A 17,042-nucleotide genomic window follows, 5' to 3' on the forward strand; every position below is an offset into this window, starting at 1 on the left:
AACCACTTTTTTAAGACATCGTTCTCCAATTCCAGCTGACGGACATATTCATCCTTTTGCAGTGGCCTCTTTCGCCCTCCCCGGCGGTCTTGTAGCCCTTCGGATCCTTTTAACTTATATTGACGCAACCAGACCTTCAAGCGGCTCACGTCATGGATCCCCAACCTTTCGGCTACCTCCCGTTTGGTTACACCCTGCAGTCTCATTTGAACGGCTTGCATCTTCAGTGAAAAGGGATAATGCCTGAACTTCTGTCCTTTTTTCGCCATGAAAACACCCCTTAAAAGTAGTTCCGTTCACAGGGGGTTTTTCCTGTGTCTACTTTAAGGGGTGCACATCACGGCAGAAAGCCGGGGGTTTTCCATTAATGAAAAAACCCGCCGTAAACCTTCCCGAAGGGGAAGTCTACGGCGGGTTTTTGTATGCCAACATTGCTTTGTTGGATGATCGGATGCTCATCACCTCATCATTGAAGTTTGTTGTCTGTAGATGCTTGGCTCAGCCGCTTGCCTCGCTTCTTCTTTTTGAGAAGAAAGTGGGGGATGATCCCGGCAGGTACGGGAAATTCCTCGCGAACTTGGTTGGCCGCCTGCTGTTTTTTCATGGTTATCCCTCCTTTATGGTGATATAGGGAGTAAATATACTCTAATTTAAAGATACTCCGTTTTATACGGATGTCAATAGGTTATATGGCATTAAACAGTATATAATAACGAAAGAGAAGGTGTGACGCCTTTTTTCCAGGTTGGCTTTTTTGCGTAATTTTTTCCATATGCACCTGCTAAGAATGGCATTACTGGTAGGGTGTATCAAACCGTGGTAGAATATGCGCAAACATCGGTTTGGAAAGGGGATGCAGGATGGAGACATCGATTACCATCGAAGTACGCCCGACAGAGATCGACGTGATGGGTCATGTAAATAACGCAAAATATTTGGAGTACATGGAATGGGGACGGGAAGACTGGTACAATCGGGCAAACCTTTCCTTTGACCGATTTACGGAGATGAATGTGGGGACGGTGACCGTCAATATCAATATCAATTATCGAAAAGAAGCTCGGCAGGGAGAACAGCTGACGATCAAAACCCGCCCCTTGCGGAAGGGGCGGAGCAGTTATGTGCTGGAGCATGTGATTGAAAATGAGCAAGGGGATCGTGTGGCCGATGCGGAGGTGGTCAGTGTGACCATCGATCTGAAGGAGAGGCGGAGCGTTCCTATGCCTGAAGAGTTGGCCCGGCAATTTTCCTGACCAAAAAACCGCCCCATTCGGCGGTTTTTCTTCATTCCCCTTATTTTCGGAGGTCCCCCAATTCCTGCAGAATCCCTTCCAGCTCCATCATGGTGAGTGAACCCTGTTTCTTTTCCACCATTTCATAAATCTCCTGCACATCTTCGTAAACGTCCATGGGGTAATCTTCCGGGCGGATGATGGCGGCGTTTACCAGGTTGAGCCTGTCTTTGATCTCATTAATCATAAAGGTCAGATTTTCCCGGCTCGGTTGATCCAGATTCATCGTATCCTCCTCTCTGACCGCGGTCTTCGCTGATCAGAATCCGGTTTCAGTGTGAGAAGAGAAGCTCCCATATCTCATTCATGATGCTACATTCAACCAGGGACCAAAATCAAGCCTATAGAAAAAGGAGGGAAAAAAGTGACTTCTGATCCGGATCGCCGGTTTTCTCCCCTGTTTATCCGATTTCTTTATCATTTTAACGTGGATCGGGATTACTTTGAATGTCATGAGGTGTTGGAGGAACTGTGGATGGAGGAAGGACGGGAGCTGTTGTACCAGGGGTTGTTGCAGGTAGCTGTCGCTTTGTACCATCATCGCAACGGCAATGTAAACGGTGCCCGCAAACTGTTTCAACGGGCTCTCGATAAACTGAGCCCTTATCCCGATGATGCGTTGGGCATTGATTTGGCCCGTCTTCAGCGGGATGCGGAATACTATCTGAGACGGCTGAAGAGTGAGGTCCCCTCCTCCTTTCTCGATTTGAATATTCGGATCCTCGACCCCCGCCTGCAAAAGCGTGTGAGGGAGATGGACAGGGGGGGAAGATAAGAGAGAGGGATTGATAATTGATCATTTGACCGGGAGGGGAGCACCGTCTGTTGACCGACTGAATGGAAGGCCTTTATGAATGAAGGAGGGAAAGATGGATGCACACTGTTCGTTTAGTAGATACCCATGTACACTGGGACCGGCTTCCGGAAGATAAGCTGGATAGCATGGTGGATCGGGCGCGAAAAGCGGGAGTGGTCGGCGCCGTAGCTGTAGGTACGGATGCCGCTTCCTGTACGGATCTACTCCAGATGAAAAGACGATATTCCGATTTTCTGCAGATCGCCTTAGGCTATCATCCGGAGCAAAAAGTGAACTGGGGCGAGGTGAACGGGGTGCTCCAACAGATTCGGGCCCGCCGGAATCAGATCTGTGCCGTAGGCGAAGTGGGACTTCCCTGGTATACATTGTCCCCAACGGAGCGGACAGCGCCACCTAACCCGGAGCACAAGGGAGTATTGGAACGATTTTTGCAAATCGCGGTGGAATTGGATGTGCCGGTGATCCTGCATGCGGTTCATGACAGCGCGGAGGCCGTTTTTCGCCTGCTTCAGGCCCACAGCGTGAGACAAGCGGTTTTTCACTGGCTGAAAGCACCGGAACAGGTGGTAGATGAGATTGTAGGTGCTGGATACATGATCTCAGTCACACCGGAAGTGTGTTATCGGAAGCGGGATCGGGAGTTAGTCAAACGGATTCCGTTATCTTCGCTGCTGTTGGAAACGGACGCCCCTTGGCCCCATGGGGGGCCCTTCCGCAATCGGCCAGCCGAGCCGGCTTGGGTGGAGCGTACGGCGGAAGCGGTCTCCCAAGTAAAAGGGATCTCCCTGTTGCAAGTGGCTAAACAGACGACCGCCAATGCGGAGCGGCTGTTCAACCGATCTTTTTGAGACAGGTGATTCAAATGGAAAAGGAGAAAAAATATTTTACCGTGGCCGAGGCGAATCGAATGCTTCCTCAGCTGAGAAAGCATTTGGATGGACTTCACTCACTACGTCGCCAATTTGAGAAAAAATATCGGGAACTGAAAGCTCAGCGGACTCGCATCGGCGGGGGTGCTGATGGGGAAGATTCCTATTTCACATTGGAGGCGGAGCTGGAATTTGTCAACATCCAGGTCCGAGCGATGATCGACGGAATGAATCGGACCGGTGTTCAGATAAAGGAGATCAAGGGCGGGAGGGTGCTATTTCCTGCTCTGCGACAGGGAGAAGAGGTGCTTCTCTGTTGGACAGCCGATGAAGAAGAAGTGCGGTACTGGTATTACCCTTGGGAAGCGTTTTGCGACCGCAAAGAAGTGGATGGGGCCTTTGAGAGAGACACGCCCTGAACCACACCTTCTTTTCCGACAACATAAAACACGGTGTCTTTTATCATCGCGCTTTTGTCATCAGGAGGTATTTGATCAGTGCGAGGCATTCCCGACACTTGTGGTAAGGCATCCATAAGGTGCGGCTGTGGACCGGTGCAGGCGCCACTGAAAGACCGACGTCACGGGCACAGCGGAGGGCTCGAAACATGTGATAATCATGGGTGACCAGGTAGACGGTCCCGATCCCCCGAGCTTTAACGATGTCCCGGGTATGGGACAGGTTTTCCATCGTATTGGATGAATGAGGTTCCAATAGGAGGGCGGACTTCGGCACCCCGCGGGCTTGCAGATAATCCTGCATCACTTCCGTTTCGCTCACCTGCTTTCCCCGTGGACTCCCTCCCGACAGGATCAACAGAGGGGTGATTCCTTTCCGGTAGAGGCTCAGGCCATGCTCCATCCGCTCGATCAGAGCGGGGCTGGCTCTGTTACCGGAAAGAGAAGCCCCGAGAATGATTGCCCCCTCCCTTTGGATCGATGGCGTCTCTCTGTTCCGGTAGGCGGAAACGGAACCCCACAACCAGAAGCTGCCAGTGATGGCAGCAACGCAGATAAGGATGGCTATCCAGTGCATGGATCACTCTCTCGCCTCCTGGCGGCAAAAACCGTCTGTGTCAGGAGCAGGGCAATCATCTGAGAGGAGAGGATCCGGGTGAAAGATGGAAAATTTGTGAGTTTCCCGGTTCCAGTCAATCACGATGCCGTCCAGCCAGTCTTTTTCTTCCGTTGAATAACTGAAACGAATGCCTTTGGTTTCTGTAGTGAAAAAACCAGGGCGCACCTCGGTCAGCTCCAGCGCAAAGGAAGGGGTGCCGCATCCGGTGGTGAGAGGAACCAATCGTACACTCAGCTTGTCCTGGTCTGGCTCTTCCAGTAACAGCGCGTGAAGTCGTGCTGCTGCCTGGTTACTGATCCGGATATTCACCTGTATTTCCTCCCTATCTTACAGATCCTTGGCAATATCCATAACTATAACAGATCTTTTATTTCCGCAAAAGAAGCACCAGTGACCCGAAAGGGTCTTTTTTTTGGTTTCTCAAACATTTCCTGGGATGTGTCGAAAACGTGGAGGATTGCTGACAGGTTCGTTACTGACTGGTGAAACTTTTATCAATATCGATGGCAGAAGACGTCAACGATCGGTCCGTTTGCTACGATAAAAGTGATAAAACGCACACATAAACGTGATGTATTGCACATTTAACAAGTGATCGCCCGCCGGGATGCGTGGACATCGTGACCTGGCACCTACTGAAATACACGTTTTCCTATGACATCACGATCGAGGGAGGGGATGGGGATGGAACCGTTCCTGAAAGGGCGATGGAAATGGCTGACTGTCGTCGGCATGCTGATGTTTTTTCTCACCGGCTGCAGCAGCAATATCAAGGCTGGGGTACTGAATCCCCAGGGGCCAGTGGCCCAAAAACAGTACGACCTGATCATGTGGTCCATCATCTTGATGTCGGTGATCCTGGTGGTCGTATTTACCCTATTTGTGGTGATTCTGATCAAGTACCGGGCGCGCCCGGAAAATGAAGGGTATGAGCCGCCGGATCAAGAGGGCAATCGACTTCTTGAAGTGGTTTGGACCATGATTCCGGTCATTATCGTGATCGCATTGGCCGTTCCGACAGTGACCACCACCTTTGATCTCGAGAAGTCTCCCAGCCCGGATAAGGAGCCGATCACCATTGAAGCGGAGTCGGCTCAGTGGAAATGGATTTTTAAATATCCGGTGCAGGGGATCGAGACGGTGAACTACGTAAAAATCCCTGCCAACGTGCCGGTTCGATTCCAGTTGGAATCCCATGATGCGATGAACTCCTTCTGGGTGCCGGAGTTGGGAGGACAGGAATATACCATGGCCAAGATGCCGATGTATCTCTGGCTGGAAGCGGATAAACCAGGCACTTACCTAGGCCGAGGGGCGAACTTTACCGGTAGGGACTTTGCAAAGATGGAATTTACTGTGGAAGCGGAGAAGCCTTCCGATTTTGACGACTGGGTGAAGCAGGTGAAAGAGACGGCTCCCGCCCAGTCAAAAGAAGAGTTTGAGAAGCTGTTGGAGCCGGGCACAGTGGGACGGATGACGTTCTCCTCTTATCCGGAAGATGAGAAGAAGGATTCATCCGATCATGGACACGGGCACGGATCATCCAAAGAACATCATGAGTCTAACTCCCATTGAGCGAAAAGGAGGTCGGAGCCGTGGACCTGTTTGATATGAAGATGCCGGATCAATTGATCGTCTGGGGTAACCCTTTGATCAACGGGGCGTGGATATCCATTATCCTCGTCACCCTCGGCATCGTCTTCGTCCTCACGAAATATAAAAAATGGCGGTGGCTGTGGGACGAATGGCTGACCACCGTCGATCATAAGAAAATCGGGATTATGTATATTGTGTCCGCGCTGCTGATGCTGTTTCGAGGAGGCGTGGACGCGCTCCTGATGCGGATACAGTTGGCGCTGCCCAACTTGGAATTTTTGGATGCCCAGCATTACAACGAGATATTCACCACTCACGGTACGGTGATGATTATCTTTATGGCGATGCCCTTTCTGATCGGGCTGATGAACGTGGCTGTCCCGCTTCAGATTGGGGCGCGGGATGTGGCTTTTCCCACCTTAAACGCCATCAGTTTTTGGCTGTTTTTTGCCGGGGCGCTGTTGTTTAACCTCTCCTTTGTGATCGGGGGTTCCCCCGACGCGGGTTGGACCAACTATGTGCCTCTGGCCGGTGAAGAGTTAACTCCGGGTATCGGGATCAACTACTATCTGTGGGGCTTGCAGATCTCCGGGATCGGGACTCTGGCTACAGGGATCAACTTCCTGGTCACCATTCTCAAGATGCGCGCGCCGGGGATGACCCTGATGCGGATGCCGATGTTCACCTGGTCTACTTTGATCACATCGGTGATCATCGTCTTCGCTTTCCCGGTGTTGACGGTGGCCTTGGCCCTGCTCACCTTTGATCGCCTGTTGGGGGCTCACTTTTTCACCATCGATGGTGGCGGCATGCCGATGATGTGGGCCAACCTTTTCTGGATTTGGGGACACCCCGAAGTGTATATCGTGATTTTGCCCGCCTTCGGGATCTTCTCGGAAGTGATTAGCACCTTCGCCCGCAAACGTCTCTTCGGCTATTCGGCGATGGTGGTGTCGATCGTGGCCATTTCGGCACTCAGCTTCCTCGTCTGGGTTCACCACTTCTTCACCATGGGGAACGGTCCCTGGATCAACTCCGTGTTTTCGATCACGACGATGGCGATCGCCATCCCCACCGGGGTGAAGGTGTTTAACTGGTTGTTTACCATGTACAAAGGGCGTATCGAGTTTACAACCCCGATGCTCTGGTCCCTGGCTTTTATCCCCAACTTTATTATCGGTGGGGTGACCGGGGTGATGCTGGCATCCGCCCCTGCGGATTATCAATACCACAACAGTTACTTCTTGATCAGTCACTTCCACTATGTGCTGATCGGCGGAACCGTCTTCGGCTGTCTGGCCGGCCTGTATTACTGGTGGCCCAAGATGTTCGGGTTTAAAATCAACGAACGGATCTCCAAGTGGGCTTTCTGGGTGTTTGTGATCGGCTTTAACATGACCTTCATCCCAATGTATCTGGTCGGTCTGAAGGGGATGCCGCGGCGGATTTACACCTACCGAGAAGGTCTCGGTTGGACAGGCTTAAACTTCATCGAAACCGTCGGTACCTTTGTCATGGGAGCCGGTTTCGTCCTGCTGGTGTGGGCGATCATTTACAGCATCCGTCACGCGAAACGGGATTATGAGAGCGATCCATGGAACGGACGCACCCTCGAATGGGCGATTGCTTCGCCGCCTCCCCATTACAACTTTGCCCGTGTCCCCCGTATAACCGGTCAGGATCCACTGTGGCGGGCCAAGAAGAAAGGGGAGACCATCTTCGAGGAGAAGACACCCTTAAAGCCGATCCATATGCCTAACCACACTGGTATACCGGCGGTGATGGCCGGATTCTGGTTTGTTGCTGGATTCGGGTTTGTCTTCGAGTGGATCCCAGTCGGCCTTGCAGGCATTCTGGGAGTTCTTCTCTGCATGATGTGGCGCTCCCTCACTGATTACCACGACCACCATGAAGTGCCGGTAACAGAGCTCCGGGATGCAGCAGCGGAGGAAATCAAAAATGCCGGCGGAAGAAGCGCGAGGGGGGTCGTAAACGATGGCTGAATTGGATCAAAAGGTCAATCTGCCCGATTTTCCCGAGTACCAAACCGAGGATGGCCGGCTGAAAATTTTCGGGTTTTGGGTGTTCCTGGCGGCGGAGGTGGTTCTGTTTTCCACCCTGTTTGCCACCTACCTAGTTTTTAAGGATCAGACCGCCGGTGGGCCGACAGCGAAGGATTTGTTTGAGGTTAAGGAGTTTATGGCGGAAACCTTAATCTTGTTGACCTCCAGCTTTACCTGCGGTTTGGCCACACTGAAGATGCGGTTGGGCCAAAAGAAAGGCGTCCTGATGTGGATGGGACTCACCCTCCTTCTCGGGCTCGGTTTTATGGTCATGGAGATCGGAGAATTTATCAAATATGTAGGCGAGGGCGCCACCATCGGCACCAGCGCCTTCCTCTCCGCGTTCTACGTGCTGCTGAGTACCCACGGCGTCCACGTCTCACTCGGGATATTGTGGGTCTCCCTGCTCCTCATCCAGGTGGTGAAACGGGGACTGACCCCGATCACTTCTCGCAAACTGTTTATCGCCGGTTTGTACTGGCACTTCCTCGATGTCGTCTGGATCTTCGTCTTTACAGCAGTCTACTTGACGGGGTTGGTGAGCTAAATGAGTCAACAAAAACAAGCGTCGGCTAAACATCATGTGGCCGGTTACGCCTTTTCGCTGGTGTTAACCTTTGTCGCCCTGTTTGTGGCGCTCTACACATCGCTGCCTGCCTCGGTGAAATTGATCGGAATCGTTGTTCTGGCTATCCTGCAGATGGTCGTACAGCTGATCTATTTCATGCATGTGACAGAAGGAAGCAAAATCTACCAGCTCCTCTCCCTCGGTTATGGTATCTTTGTCGCCATTGTGGTGGTGGCGGGTTCGATCTGGATCATGCTGTACAATACCATGACCCAATAATGCTTTCGATTTGTACGGTCGGCGCTTGGCGCCGGCTTTTTTTATGGAGCGAACTCCTTATTCTAATACGGCGAAGGGAGAATCGACTGGATCCTTTGTCGGATTGAGCCTCGATGGGACCGGTGGTATAAATGTATTTGTAAAATCTAAACGGGAAGGGGAAGGGGCTTATGCGTTTTTGGGTTTTTGCTCTCATGTGCATGGTCTTGGCTTATGTGATCGGGTATTTCGGTGTGATCGAGCTGATGGACGGCGCCGGTTGAATAGGGAAAGGTGGATGGGCTGATGAACCCAGCCGTTCGTCCGGGTCGCTGATGGCTGCGTCGGCCATCGAGGTGGTACAATGTTGAAGAACGCTTTCAACTGGGAGGGATCCTTTTGAGTCAGCGGTTTCGCGCATGGGTAGTGGACAAGTCCAATGATTCGTTTTCTCTGGATTTGAAAGAGTTGACTGTAGACGACCTTTCCCCGGGCGAAGTGGTGGTTCGCGTCGCTTGGTCTGGCGTCAATTACAAGGATGGACTGGCCGGCATTCCCGACGGAAACGTGGTGGAAACCTACCCCTTGATCCCCGGGATCGACTTGGCAGGTACCGTCGTCCATTCCGACGATCCCCGCTATAAAGAAGGGGATGAGGTGATTGTTGCCAGTGCTCAGCTGGGGGTTTCCCATGATGGTGGATTTAGTGAAATGGCCCGGGTGCCGGGGGATTGGATCATTCCCCTGCCGGAAGGGTTGACCCTCAAGGAGGCGATGGTATACGGAACCGCCGGTTTTACTGCCGCTATGTCGATCCAGCGGATGGAGGAGAACGGGTTGAATCCGGAAAAAGGGCCCGTATTGGTAGCGGGTGCAACTGGCGGAGTGGGCAGCACCGCTGTCGCCATGCTGGCGAAAAGAGGTTACACTGTCGTTTGCGGAACGGGGAAAAGTTCCGAGCATGATTATCTCCGCCAATTGGGGGCTTCTGAAATTTTATCTCGGGAGGAACTGTCCGGAGCAAAACGTCCGCTGCAGAAGCGACGTTGGGCTGGGGCAGTGGATCCCGTCGGTGGCGAGACCTTGACCTACCTGCTCAGTACCATGGATTTCGGCGGCTGTGTCGCCCTGAGCGGCTTGGCTGGAGGACCGAAGTTTTCGTCGACGGTTTTCCCCTTCATCTTGCGAGGGGTGAACCTGCTCGGGATTGACTCGGCCCATATTTCCAACGATTTTCGTCGGAAAGTATGGAATCGTCTGGCGGCAGACTTGAAACCGGAAGGACAGCTCCCCTATATCGGGGCGGAGGAAATCACGTTGGAGGAGCTGCCCCGAGCGATGTCCACGATCCTGGAAGGCGGGGTGCGCGGCCGTATCTTGGTCCAGCTCTCCTGACCGGCTGACCCCATCAGCTCCCGACAACCCTCCACCTATCGGTGGAGGCTTTTTTGTGAGAAAAACTGTCCTTGTCAGCTTTCGAGTGTGGTAAGATATGATCTGTATACCAGATAAGGGTTAAGAGATAGAGACAGGAGGGAGAAACGTGGTCGCCAGAAAGATGAGATCGGTGAGTTGGATCGGGGTGGGTTTGTTGCTATTGGTGTCCGCCTGCTCCTCCGATAGTGAGACGCCAGAGGAAGCGAAAGCAAACCCGAAGGAACAAGTTCAGTTGGCGCAAGCGGAAGCCCCCCGACAGTTTAAGGTGAAAAGCACTCCGGTGTGGGATTCCTGGAAGACATCCGAGGGAAAAGTGATGGCCCATGGGGCTGCTGAGATAAAAAATACAGGAAAAAACCGGTTCGTTTTGATTCGGTACAACTCCGTTTCCAGGACAAAGATGGGCGTCTGTTAGCCAAGGAAGAAGTCCTGGCCGTCGTACCCAAGGTGATCCATCCGGGTGAGTCCGCTTATGTGGGCAGCACCGTCCCGATGGAAGCGGCCCAAAAACCGGAGGAGCTGCGCGAGGTCACCTTACATACAGAATACCATCCGGCTTATAAGGAACCGGCGGAACTTCAGGTGAAAGAGCTCCAACGCGACGAGAGGGACGATCGCCAACCGGTAGTGAGAGGCAAGGTGGCTAACCCTGACCGGGAAACTGTGCAAGACGTATTTGTGGTCACCGCTCTCAAAGATAAAGAGGGTCAATTGGTAGCCGTCATCGGCGATTATTTGAACCGCGACATTCGCCCGGGAGACAGGATTGGCTTTACAGCCCAGGATGACCAACTCCCGGCCGAAGTTACCGATCAAGCCACTCAAGTTGAAGCTCATGCCTATCCCCTCTTTGTCGGGGAACAGGCGAAAAAATGATCCGATGAGGAAATGGGTGTGGAGGTGAAACTCCACACTCTTTTTAGTTGACGGACATGGTCGAGAAAACGTCCCCGAGTCGGATATAGTTTTCGTAATAGTATAAATATAGGATGTGGCTGTCAGCTTGCATTTAAACCTTCGGGCGATGGTGCGCTATGGGATGACGCCTGATGGAGTCCTTCGCACGGTTACCTACCTACCGGTGAAAAAGATGGGCGTCGCCGAGGATCTTGGCACCAATGAACGCGGAAAACTGGCCGACTTCGTATTTGTTACAGGCAATCCGCAGGAAGCTAATCACGTGCAAAAGGTCATGAAAAACGGGTGGATCCACACAGTGGACGACATGTTGGCACCTTACAGGAAAGACGAATGAGGGGAGCAGCATTCAAATGGGTGTGGGGAAGCAAAAAACAAGCTGCCGAGCGTACTCGACAGCTGGAGGCTGGTGTGAAGCCGGTCTTTTTTGTGTGGGATCAGAATTCTAAGGACCTAGGGGAGACGACGATGCCGTCTTCGTCAGCGTATACATAGTGGCCGGGCTCCCAGTTGACTCCGCCGAAGGTTACGGGGATATCCCGGTCGCCTTTTCCTTCTTTGCGGCTTTTTAGCGGCATCGGGGCGAGGGCCATCACACCGATCTCCATCTGGCTCAACTCAGCCGAGTCCCGGACACAGCCGTTGATAATCACGCCGGCCAGTCCCCGGGAGACGGCGATCTCTCCCAGCCGGTCCCCCATCAGGGCGCATTGTTTGGAACCGCCGCCGTCCACGACCAGGACGGAGCCTTCCGGTACGGTTTCCAGGGCCTCGCGAACCAGTACATTGTCTTTAAATACCTTCACCGTGGCGATGGGACCGGAAAATTGCTGTTTTCCTCCAAAGGAGCGGAACATCGGTTCACAGATTTGCAACTCTTCATGATATTGGTCGCATACGTCCGCTGTTTTCACAGAAACACCCTTTCTCCTGTTGTATAACAATAGTAGCCGAATGTCGTTTAATGAGACAACAGGACTGTAAGAAAAATTCAGGTTTTCTTCACATGATGCTTCCGGGGGTTGGTGTTATAGATAAAACCCGGGTGATACACCGGGTCCGATCGATCAGGGTGCGGTCTCTTTTTTCTGTGGCAGGTCACTTGTCTCTGTTCCTTCTTCGGCCCGATCCCGGGATGATACAGTCGATGGGGAAGTAGGGACCGTCTCCCTAGGAGCTGGGTTCGCGGCTGCATGTAAGGATTCCGGTCCCGGATTATTGACGGGTTCCGGAGGCAGTTGCAACTGATTTCGATTGATTTTGTCGTATATTTCCCGGGCGATATCAGGCTTTTGCTGATCGTCGCTCCTCCGCTCTTCGATCAGGGAGGCGACGGTAACCCACTGCTTTACCGACAGGTTTCCCTGTTTTAATTGTTGTTCCATGTCGGTGGTTAATTGCTGTTCAAAGCGTTGCAGCATGTGATGGACGATGGTTTTCGCTTTGACGTCGCGATTAAATTCGTAGGACCCGGGAAAAAGATAGCCTTCTAGACGGTGGTTGTCCCCTGTGGCGTTGTGATGAGCCAGGAAGGAGAAATCATATTTTGCCTGGTTGATCGCCTGGTAAAAGGACTGTTTTGGAATCCCTTCTCTTTCCAAAATATCCGCCACATCTTGCACATCGCTTCCCGGTGGAACGGTAAACTGGATCGTCCCTTTGGACAAGGTGGACATCACTTGCTGGATCTCCATGTCTGGCGGAATTTGATAGGTTCCCGGTTGCAGGTGGAAGTCGCGAAACAGGGTGTGGCTGGTGGCGTACAAGGGGAAGATCAAATGGTTGTGGATCACCTGCTTGTTGGCTAGCATTTTTCCGACGTCAGAATAGGAGGCTCCCTCTGGGATGTGGATCTGCACCGTCTCCGTGCGGGCCGGAGCTTTCAGTCCTTGTTCAAAGACTGGGTAAGGCAGTAACACCGCCAGTCCGATAAAAGAGACGATGGGTATCGCCTTGATGCTCCATTTGAGAGGGGAGATCAATTTTAAATCCACGGCGATGCTGCGCAGGGTATCCAGAATGGTGATCCCTTGTTGTTTCCCATAGGCTCGGTAACCTAAAGCATAAAAAATGATAATATGCATGTTGATAAAAGCCATGAGCAACCAGAGCTTGTGGCCCTCGATCTGATCGAGAAGCCATCCACCGGCCAAAGGACCGATAAATAATCCCAGTTGTCCCAGGTTGTTGGCGCCGTAATAAGTCCCCCGCATCCGTTCGTGGGCAATGCGGTCGATAAACAGGCTGGATACGGGGAAAATCAAAATCTCTCCCAGGGTGATCATCACAATGCCGCTGATAAAGGCGGTATCTTGGCTGCCAGCGGCAAAAGCAAAAAAACCGCCGGCGCAGAACAGGGATCCGATCCACAAGCTGGTAAGGATATTTCTTTTTTCTGCCCACGTGGAAATGAAGTATTGAAGAAAGACGACCATTCCCGCATTGATCGACAACAGGACTGGATACAGGCTTTCCCCGGTGCCCTCCTGTGCGACCATATAGATGGGCAGGGAGGATTCCACTTGGGAGTAGGCGACAAAAAATAAAATTCCCGCCAAAACGAAATATCTCAAAGCCCGGTCCCGACGAACCACCCTTACACAGTCACGGAAGTGGATGCGCTCTTCCTTCCGGCTTTGTCTGCGGACACCGGTATCCTTTCGGTAGATCAGCAGAATGACGTTGAGCAATAAATAATAGCCGGTATAGATGATTCCTGTGTACAAAAACACGTGCATCCCGATGATGCCGTACAGGAGAGCGCCTAACAGGGGGCCTACCACCATGCCAACGTTGATGGCAATGTAGCGGTAGCTGAAAATTTTGAGCCGCTGCTTTTGCGTGGATACATCGGCCATCAGCGCTTGGGATGTGGGTTCAAAAAAAGCGCGGCACAGTCCGTTCAATGTATTGAGCAATAAAAAATCGCGAAAAGATTCGGCAAAAAAGAAGCCGAAGAAGACCCCGGTCCAGACAAAAAAAGAAGACGACATGATGCGGCCGCGACCCCAGCGGTCGGACAGATAACCGCCGATAAATCCGCCGACGGATCCGGTCAAGCCCGCCATACCGAGAGTGAGCCCCACTGTAAACGCATCGAGATGGAGGTTTTCCGAAAGATGGATAGCCAGGAATGGAAGGCTCATGAATGAGGCGATACGCGTGATCGCCGTCCCGACGATCAGGAACCAAACCAAAGGGTGGTACCCACCGTATTTGGCCCATCGGTATTTTTCTTTCCGAGTCAGGGTGGTTCCCTTCCACTCATGGTATTGTGACATACGCACTCCCTTTGATGATTTCATCTATACGGTGATGGTCTTCCGAGGACATTTTATCGATTGTATGATTTTACCGCAATGCGTTTGAAGTTTTAAATCGGATTAATACTTAAGTATCAATCGTCGCCACGCTTTTGTTAATTTCCCATATCCGGCTGCTATGTCGGCCATGCTATAATATCGGCAGAAACTTTCAAAACAGACAGGTGATTATGCGATGAAGCAGCATAACGAAAAACGTCGGGATGAAGGACAAGGGAAAAAGGCAAACTACACCCCTTGGGTGATCGGGTTGTCGATCTTCATCCTGGCCGGCTTGACCGGGCTGTACCTGATGCCGAAAGAACAGACGACGGGGCACGAGCAGCTCCTGTTTTTGCCGCGTTTAAATGCGATCTTTAACACCTTTACCACCTTGTTTCTGTTGGTGGCCTTCTATTTTATCCGGAAAAAGAATATTGTGATGCACCGCCGGTTTATCTTTGCGGCGTTCGGATCCACCTTTCTCTTTTTGATCTCTTATCTTTACTACCATGCCAATGCCCCCTCTACCAGTTTTGGCGGGGAAGGGTTGATCGCGACTGTCTATTATTTCATCCTGATCACCCACATTGTGCTGGCTGCGGTGATCGTTCCCTTGGCATTGGTCACTTTTTTCAGGGGAATCAATATGAAAGTAGAAAAACACCGCAAAATCGCTCGGTGGACGATGCCCTTGTGGCTGTATGTCAGCATTACAGGGGTGCTGGTCTACATCCTGATCTCACCTTATTACTAAGCGGTACAGCGAAATGGTCCGGGCAACCGGGCCATTTTCATAGGAGGCGAAAATGGATGAGACGGATTTGTGTTTTTGCCGGATCCCGTCCGGGACGGGATCCGCAGTTTATGGAGGCGGCTCGGGAATTGGGGGAGGAGTTGGCCGCTAAGGGGCTAGAGCTGGTCTACGGCGGCTCCCAGGTCGGCTTGATGGGTCGGATGGCGGATACGGTTCTGGAACGGGGCGGGAAGGTGACCGGGGTGATGCCGACGGAACTGTTCGATCGGGAAGTGGCCCATCATCAAGTGACGCAACTGATCGAAGTGAGGAATATGCATGAACGTAAGGGGAAGATGGGGGAGCTGGCCGACGCCTTCATCGCTTTGCCAGGGGGATACGGCACTCTGGAAGAAGTGTTTGAGGTGGTCAGCTGGGGGCATTTAGGTCTCCATCATAAGCCGATCGGACTGTTAAATATCGGCGGTTTCTACAACCCGCTGATCCACATGGTGCAAAAAATCGTGGATGCGGGATTTATTCCGGAGCGAAGCAGCCGGCTGTTGCTGTCGGAGGAGAGGCCGAGCAAACTGTTGGCCCGGCTCCAACAGGCTGGATCTTCTGGGAATGAGTGCTAATGGAGGGGGAAAACCAATGTGTTTGATTCTGTTCTCGTTTCGGGAGGATCCACAGATGCCCCTGGTGATGGCTGCCAACCGGGATGAATTTCGCGAACGACCGACGGAGCCAGCCCATTTCTGGCCGGAAGCGCCCCAATTGCTGGCCGGGCGGGACCGGATCGGTGGCGGAACCTGGATGGGGGTGACCCGTGCCGGCCGGTTTGCCGCCCTGACCAACTACCGGGAACCGGAAGAATCGACTGCGGGGAAACGTTCGCGCGGGGTGCTGGTCCGGGATTACTTGATGCAGAAGGTACCACCTCGGCAATATCTCGCCGAAGTGGCGGCCGAAGCCCAGAGCTATGCGGGGTTTAATCTTCTCGTCGGGGACCGGGAGCAACTCTGGTATTATTCCAATCGTCAAGGTGAGATTGTGGAGGTACAACCGGGTATCCACGGTCTCAGCAACGCCTTGCTCGATACACCCTGGCCCAAAGTGGAACGGGGAAAGGAGATGTTGAGCGACTGTGGCGGCGACTGGGAGCAGGAGGCCCTCTTTCAGGTGCTGGCAGATGCTGATCCGGCTCCTGATCACACCCTGCCCGATACCGGGGTCGGTTTGGAGATGGAGCGGGGCCTTTCTTCCATCTGGATCGACCTTCCGGGCTACGGCACCCGCTCTTCCACCATCTTGACCGTGGACAACAATGGTCAGGTTGGTTTTGTGGAACGCACCTTTTCCGGAGAGGAACAAGAGGATCGTCTTTATCGATTTACCGTGTCGTGATGGAAAACGTTTTGAAGAGGGATCATCAGTGTGGGGAGGTCTCTATGGATTTTTCACCAGAGGAACGGGAAGCGATTTATCGAGTGATCCGGGCACGGCGCGATATCCGGCGTTTTACACCGCAGCCGATCCCGGAGGAGGCTTTGGCACGGATTTTGGAGGCGGCCCACCACGCTCCCTCCGTCGGATTTAAGCAGCCCTGGAATTTTATTTTGATCACATCTGAAAAGATTCGCCGACGGATCAAACAGGGGTTTGAACGGGTGAATGCCGAGGAGTTGGCCCGGCTGGAAGCCGATGAAAGAAAGGAGCTGTACAGCCGGTTGAAGCTGGAGGGGATCATGGAGTCCCCGCTCAATATTGCCGTCACCTGCGATCGGCGGCGGGATGCTCCCTTTGTCCTCGGTCAGCGACCGATGCCGGATACGGATGTTTACAGTACCTGTCTGGCGGTACAAAACATGTGGTTGGCTGCCCGGGCGGAAGGAATCGGCCTCGGTTGGGTCAGCATCCTGGATACAAAAGAAACCGAATCGATCCTCGGTCTCCCGGATCACGTCCAACTTGTCGCCTATCTCTGTATCGGTTATCCGGTGGAATTCCAGTCGGAGCCGATGCTACAGCAAACCGGGTGGAAATCCCGCTTGGACCTGAACCGGCTGATCTACCGGGATACCTGGGGAAATTAGATTCTATCTTGAC

The 17,042-nt window shown here is 52.7% G+C and carries 23 protein-coding genes; 16 read left to right on the top strand and 7 right to left on the bottom strand.

The window, feature by feature from the left end:
- The coding region (locus tag BLP91_RS04420) for a helix-turn-helix domain-containing protein (RefSeq protein WP_143003459.1) at positions 1–269 on the bottom strand (269 nt) is incomplete at its 3' end.
- 197 nt (positions 270–466) lie between these two features.
- Positions 467–604, bottom strand: coding sequence for a hypothetical protein (locus tag BLP91_RS16595; RefSeq protein ID WP_176757812.1), 138 nt, complete (start codon positions 602–604; stop codon positions 467–469).
- A gap of 256 nt (positions 605–860) precedes the next feature.
- Here BLP91_RS16595 and BLP91_RS04430 point away from each other — a divergent pair, with 256 nt between their 5' ends.
- Positions 861–1,253: an acyl-CoA thioesterase gene (locus tag BLP91_RS04430; protein WP_091567096.1), complete on the top strand. Its 393-nt coding sequence runs from the start codon at positions 861–863 to the stop codon at positions 1,251–1,253.
- Positions 1,254–1,293: 40 nt separating this feature from the next.
- On the opposite strand, the gene BLP91_RS04435 is transcribed toward BLP91_RS04430, so the two are convergent.
- Complete coding sequence (locus BLP91_RS04435) at positions 1,294–1,518, bottom strand: DUF1128 domain-containing protein (RefSeq protein ID WP_091567097.1); 225 nt, start codon at positions 1,516–1,518, stop codon at positions 1,294–1,296.
- 138 nt (positions 1,519–1,656) lie between these two features.
- Here BLP91_RS04435 and BLP91_RS04440 point away from each other — a divergent pair, with 138 nt between their 5' ends.
- The 3 genes from BLP91_RS04440 (at position 1,657) to BLP91_RS04450 (ending at position 3,397) form a co-directional block, all read left to right on the top strand.
- On the top strand, positions 1,657–2,067 hold the full coding sequence (locus BLP91_RS04440) for a DUF309 domain-containing protein (RefSeq protein WP_091567099.1): 411 nt from the start codon (positions 1,657–1,659) through the stop codon (positions 2,065–2,067).
- 98 nt (positions 2,068–2,165) lie between these two features.
- Positions 2,166–2,957, top strand: coding sequence for a TatD family hydrolase (locus BLP91_RS04445; RefSeq protein ID WP_091567101.1), 792 nt, complete (start codon positions 2,166–2,168; stop codon positions 2,955–2,957).
- A gap of 14 nt (positions 2,958–2,971) precedes the next feature.
- Positions 2,972–3,397, top strand: a complete 426-nt coding sequence (locus BLP91_RS04450; RefSeq protein ID WP_091567103.1) for a DUF2203 domain-containing protein — start codon at positions 2,972–2,974, stop codon at positions 3,395–3,397.
- A gap of 43 nt (positions 3,398–3,440) precedes the next feature.
- Here BLP91_RS04450 and BLP91_RS04455 read toward each other — a convergent pair whose 3' ends face one another.
- A complete protein-coding gene (locus BLP91_RS04455) occupies positions 3,441–4,013 on the bottom strand; it encodes a YdcF family protein (protein ID WP_091567105.1) in 573 nt (190 codons plus the stop codon).
- Positions 4,014–4,016: 3 nt separating this feature from the next.
- Complete coding sequence (locus BLP91_RS04460; protein WP_091567107.1) at positions 4,017–4,364, bottom strand: hypothetical protein; 348 nt, start codon at positions 4,362–4,364, stop codon at positions 4,017–4,019.
- A 375-nt stretch (positions 4,365–4,739) separates the two neighbouring features.
- On the opposite strand from BLP91_RS04460, the gene qoxA reads away from it, so the two are divergent.
- The 8 genes from qoxA (at position 4,740) to BLP91_RS04500 (ending at position 11,232) form a co-directional block, all read left to right on the top strand.
- On the top strand, positions 4,740–5,630 hold the full coding sequence (qoxA, locus tag BLP91_RS04465) for a cytochrome aa3 quinol oxidase subunit II (RefSeq protein WP_091567112.1): 891 nt from the start codon (positions 4,740–4,742) through the stop codon (positions 5,628–5,630).
- Positions 5,631–5,665: 35 nt separating this feature from the next.
- Positions 5,666–7,654, top strand: a complete 1,989-nt coding sequence (gene qoxB, locus BLP91_RS04470) for a cytochrome aa3 quinol oxidase subunit I (RefSeq protein ID WP_091567407.1) — start codon at positions 5,666–5,668, stop codon at positions 7,652–7,654.
- A complete protein-coding gene (gene qoxC, locus BLP91_RS04475; protein WP_091567114.1) occupies positions 7,647–8,261 on the top strand; it encodes a cytochrome aa3 quinol oxidase subunit III in 615 nt (204 codons plus the stop codon). Before qoxB ends, qoxC begins: the two co-directional genes overlap by 8 nt.
- On the top strand, positions 8,262–8,561 hold the full coding sequence (qoxD, locus tag BLP91_RS04480) for a cytochrome aa3 quinol oxidase subunit IV (RefSeq protein WP_091567116.1): 300 nt from the start codon (positions 8,262–8,264) through the stop codon (positions 8,559–8,561).
- 378 nt (positions 8,562–8,939) lie between these two features.
- Positions 8,940–9,935 carry an acrylyl-CoA reductase family protein gene (locus BLP91_RS04485; RefSeq protein WP_091567118.1) on the top strand — a complete coding sequence of 332 codons (996 nt, stop codon included), beginning with the start codon at positions 8,940–8,942 and terminating at the stop codon, positions 9,933–9,935.
- 148 nt (positions 9,936–10,083) lie between these two features.
- The gene (locus BLP91_RS04490; protein ID WP_091567120.1) at positions 10,084–10,392 is read left to right on the top strand and encodes a hypothetical protein; all 309 of its coding nucleotides are present in this window, start codon (positions 10,084–10,086) and stop codon (positions 10,390–10,392) included.
- A gap of 59 nt (positions 10,393–10,451) precedes the next feature.
- On the top strand, positions 10,452–10,853 hold the full coding sequence (locus BLP91_RS04495; protein WP_143003460.1) for an FxLYD domain-containing protein: 402 nt from the start codon (positions 10,452–10,454) through the stop codon (positions 10,851–10,853).
- Between the two features lie 127 nt (positions 10,854–10,980).
- Positions 10,981–11,232: an amidohydrolase family protein gene (locus BLP91_RS04500; RefSeq protein ID WP_091567124.1), complete on the top strand. Its 252-nt coding sequence runs from the start codon at positions 10,981–10,983 to the stop codon at positions 11,230–11,232.
- A 100-nt stretch (positions 11,233–11,332) separates the two neighbouring features.
- Here the strand turns inward: BLP91_RS04500 and rraA are convergent, their stop codons facing one another.
- Entirely contained in the window at positions 11,333–11,809 is a 477-nt protein-coding gene (gene rraA, locus BLP91_RS04505) for a ribonuclease E activity regulator RraA (RefSeq protein WP_091567126.1), read from the bottom strand.
- A 153-nt stretch (positions 11,810–11,962) separates the two neighbouring features.
- Complete coding sequence (locus BLP91_RS04510; protein ID WP_176757813.1) at positions 11,963–14,176, bottom strand: endolytic transglycosylase MltG; 2,214 nt, start codon at positions 14,174–14,176, stop codon at positions 11,963–11,965.
- Positions 14,177–14,393: 217 nt separating this feature from the next.
- Between BLP91_RS04510 and BLP91_RS04515 the strand changes: the two genes are divergently transcribed.
- The 4 genes from BLP91_RS04515 to bluB are packed head-to-tail and all read left to right on the top strand — an operon-like array spanning position 14,394 to position 17,029.
- A complete protein-coding gene (locus tag BLP91_RS04515; protein ID WP_091567130.1) occupies positions 14,394–14,954 on the top strand; it encodes a DUF420 domain-containing protein in 561 nt (186 codons plus the stop codon).
- Positions 14,955–15,010: 56 nt separating this feature from the next.
- Positions 15,011–15,571, top strand: a complete 561-nt coding sequence (locus BLP91_RS04520; protein WP_091567132.1) for an LOG family protein — start codon at positions 15,011–15,013, stop codon at positions 15,569–15,571.
- A 16-nt stretch (positions 15,572–15,587) separates the two neighbouring features.
- The gene (locus BLP91_RS04525; protein ID WP_091567134.1) at positions 15,588–16,340 is read left to right on the top strand and encodes an NRDE family protein; all 753 of its coding nucleotides are present in this window, start codon (positions 15,588–15,590) and stop codon (positions 16,338–16,340) included.
- 44 nt (positions 16,341–16,384) lie between these two features.
- Complete coding sequence (gene bluB / locus BLP91_RS04530) at positions 16,385–17,029, top strand: 5,6-dimethylbenzimidazole synthase (RefSeq protein WP_091567409.1); 645 nt, start codon at positions 16,385–16,387, stop codon at positions 17,027–17,029.
- Positions 17,030–17,042 lie beyond the last annotated feature (13 nt).

The sequence above is a fragment of the Melghirimyces thermohalophilus genome (assembly GCF_900102685.1).
Lineage (GTDB): Bacteria > Bacillota > Bacilli > Thermoactinomycetales > DSM-45169 > Melghirimyces > Melghirimyces thermohalophilus.

What these genes read in the sequence shown, in the direction of transcription:
- BLP91_RS16595 (WP_176757812.1), bottom strand. Translation starts at nt 604, where the DNA reads ATGAAAAAACAGCAGGCGGCCAACCAAGTTCGCGAGGAATTTCCCGTA.
- BLP91_RS04430 (WP_091567096.1), top strand. Translation starts at nt 861, where the DNA reads ATGGAGACATCGATTACCATCGAAGTACGCCCGACAGAGATCGACGTG.
- BLP91_RS04435 (WP_091567097.1), bottom strand. Translation starts at nt 1,518, where the DNA reads ATGAATCTGGATCAACCGAGCCGGGAAAATCTGACCTTTATGATTAAT.
- BLP91_RS04445 (WP_091567101.1), top strand. Translation starts at nt 2,166, where the DNA reads ATGCACACTGTTCGTTTAGTAGATACCCATGTACACTGGGACCGGCTT.
- BLP91_RS04450 (WP_091567103.1), top strand. Translation starts at nt 2,972, where the DNA reads ATGGAAAAGGAGAAAAAATATTTTACCGTGGCCGAGGCGAATCGAATG.
- BLP91_RS04455 (WP_091567105.1), bottom strand. Translation starts at nt 4,013, where the DNA reads ATGCACTGGATAGCCATCCTTATCTGCGTTGCTGCCATCACTGGCAGC.
- qoxA (WP_091567112.1), top strand. Translation starts at nt 4,740, where the DNA reads ATGGAACCGTTCCTGAAAGGGCGATGGAAATGGCTGACTGTCGTCGGC.
- qoxB (WP_091567407.1), top strand. Translation starts at nt 5,666, where the DNA reads ATGAAGATGCCGGATCAATTGATCGTCTGGGGTAACCCTTTGATCAAC.
- qoxC (WP_091567114.1), top strand. Translation starts at nt 7,647, where the DNA reads ATGGCTGAATTGGATCAAAAGGTCAATCTGCCCGATTTTCCCGAGTAC.
- qoxD (WP_091567116.1), top strand. Translation starts at nt 8,262, where the DNA reads ATGAGTCAACAAAAACAAGCGTCGGCTAAACATCATGTGGCCGGTTAC.
- BLP91_RS04510 (WP_176757813.1), bottom strand. Translation starts at nt 14,176, where the DNA reads ATGTCACAATACCATGAGTGGAAGGGAACCACCCTGACTCGGAAAGAA.
- BLP91_RS04515 (WP_091567130.1), top strand. Translation starts at nt 14,394, where the DNA reads ATGAAGCAGCATAACGAAAAACGTCGGGATGAAGGACAAGGGAAAAAG.
- BLP91_RS04520 (WP_091567132.1), top strand. Translation starts at nt 15,011, where the DNA reads ATGAGACGGATTTGTGTTTTTGCCGGATCCCGTCCGGGACGGGATCCG.
- BLP91_RS04525 (WP_091567134.1), top strand. Translation starts at nt 15,588, where the DNA reads ATGTGTTTGATTCTGTTCTCGTTTCGGGAGGATCCACAGATGCCCCTG.
- bluB (WP_091567409.1), top strand. Translation starts at nt 16,385, where the DNA reads ATGGATTTTTCACCAGAGGAACGGGAAGCGATTTATCGAGTGATCCGG.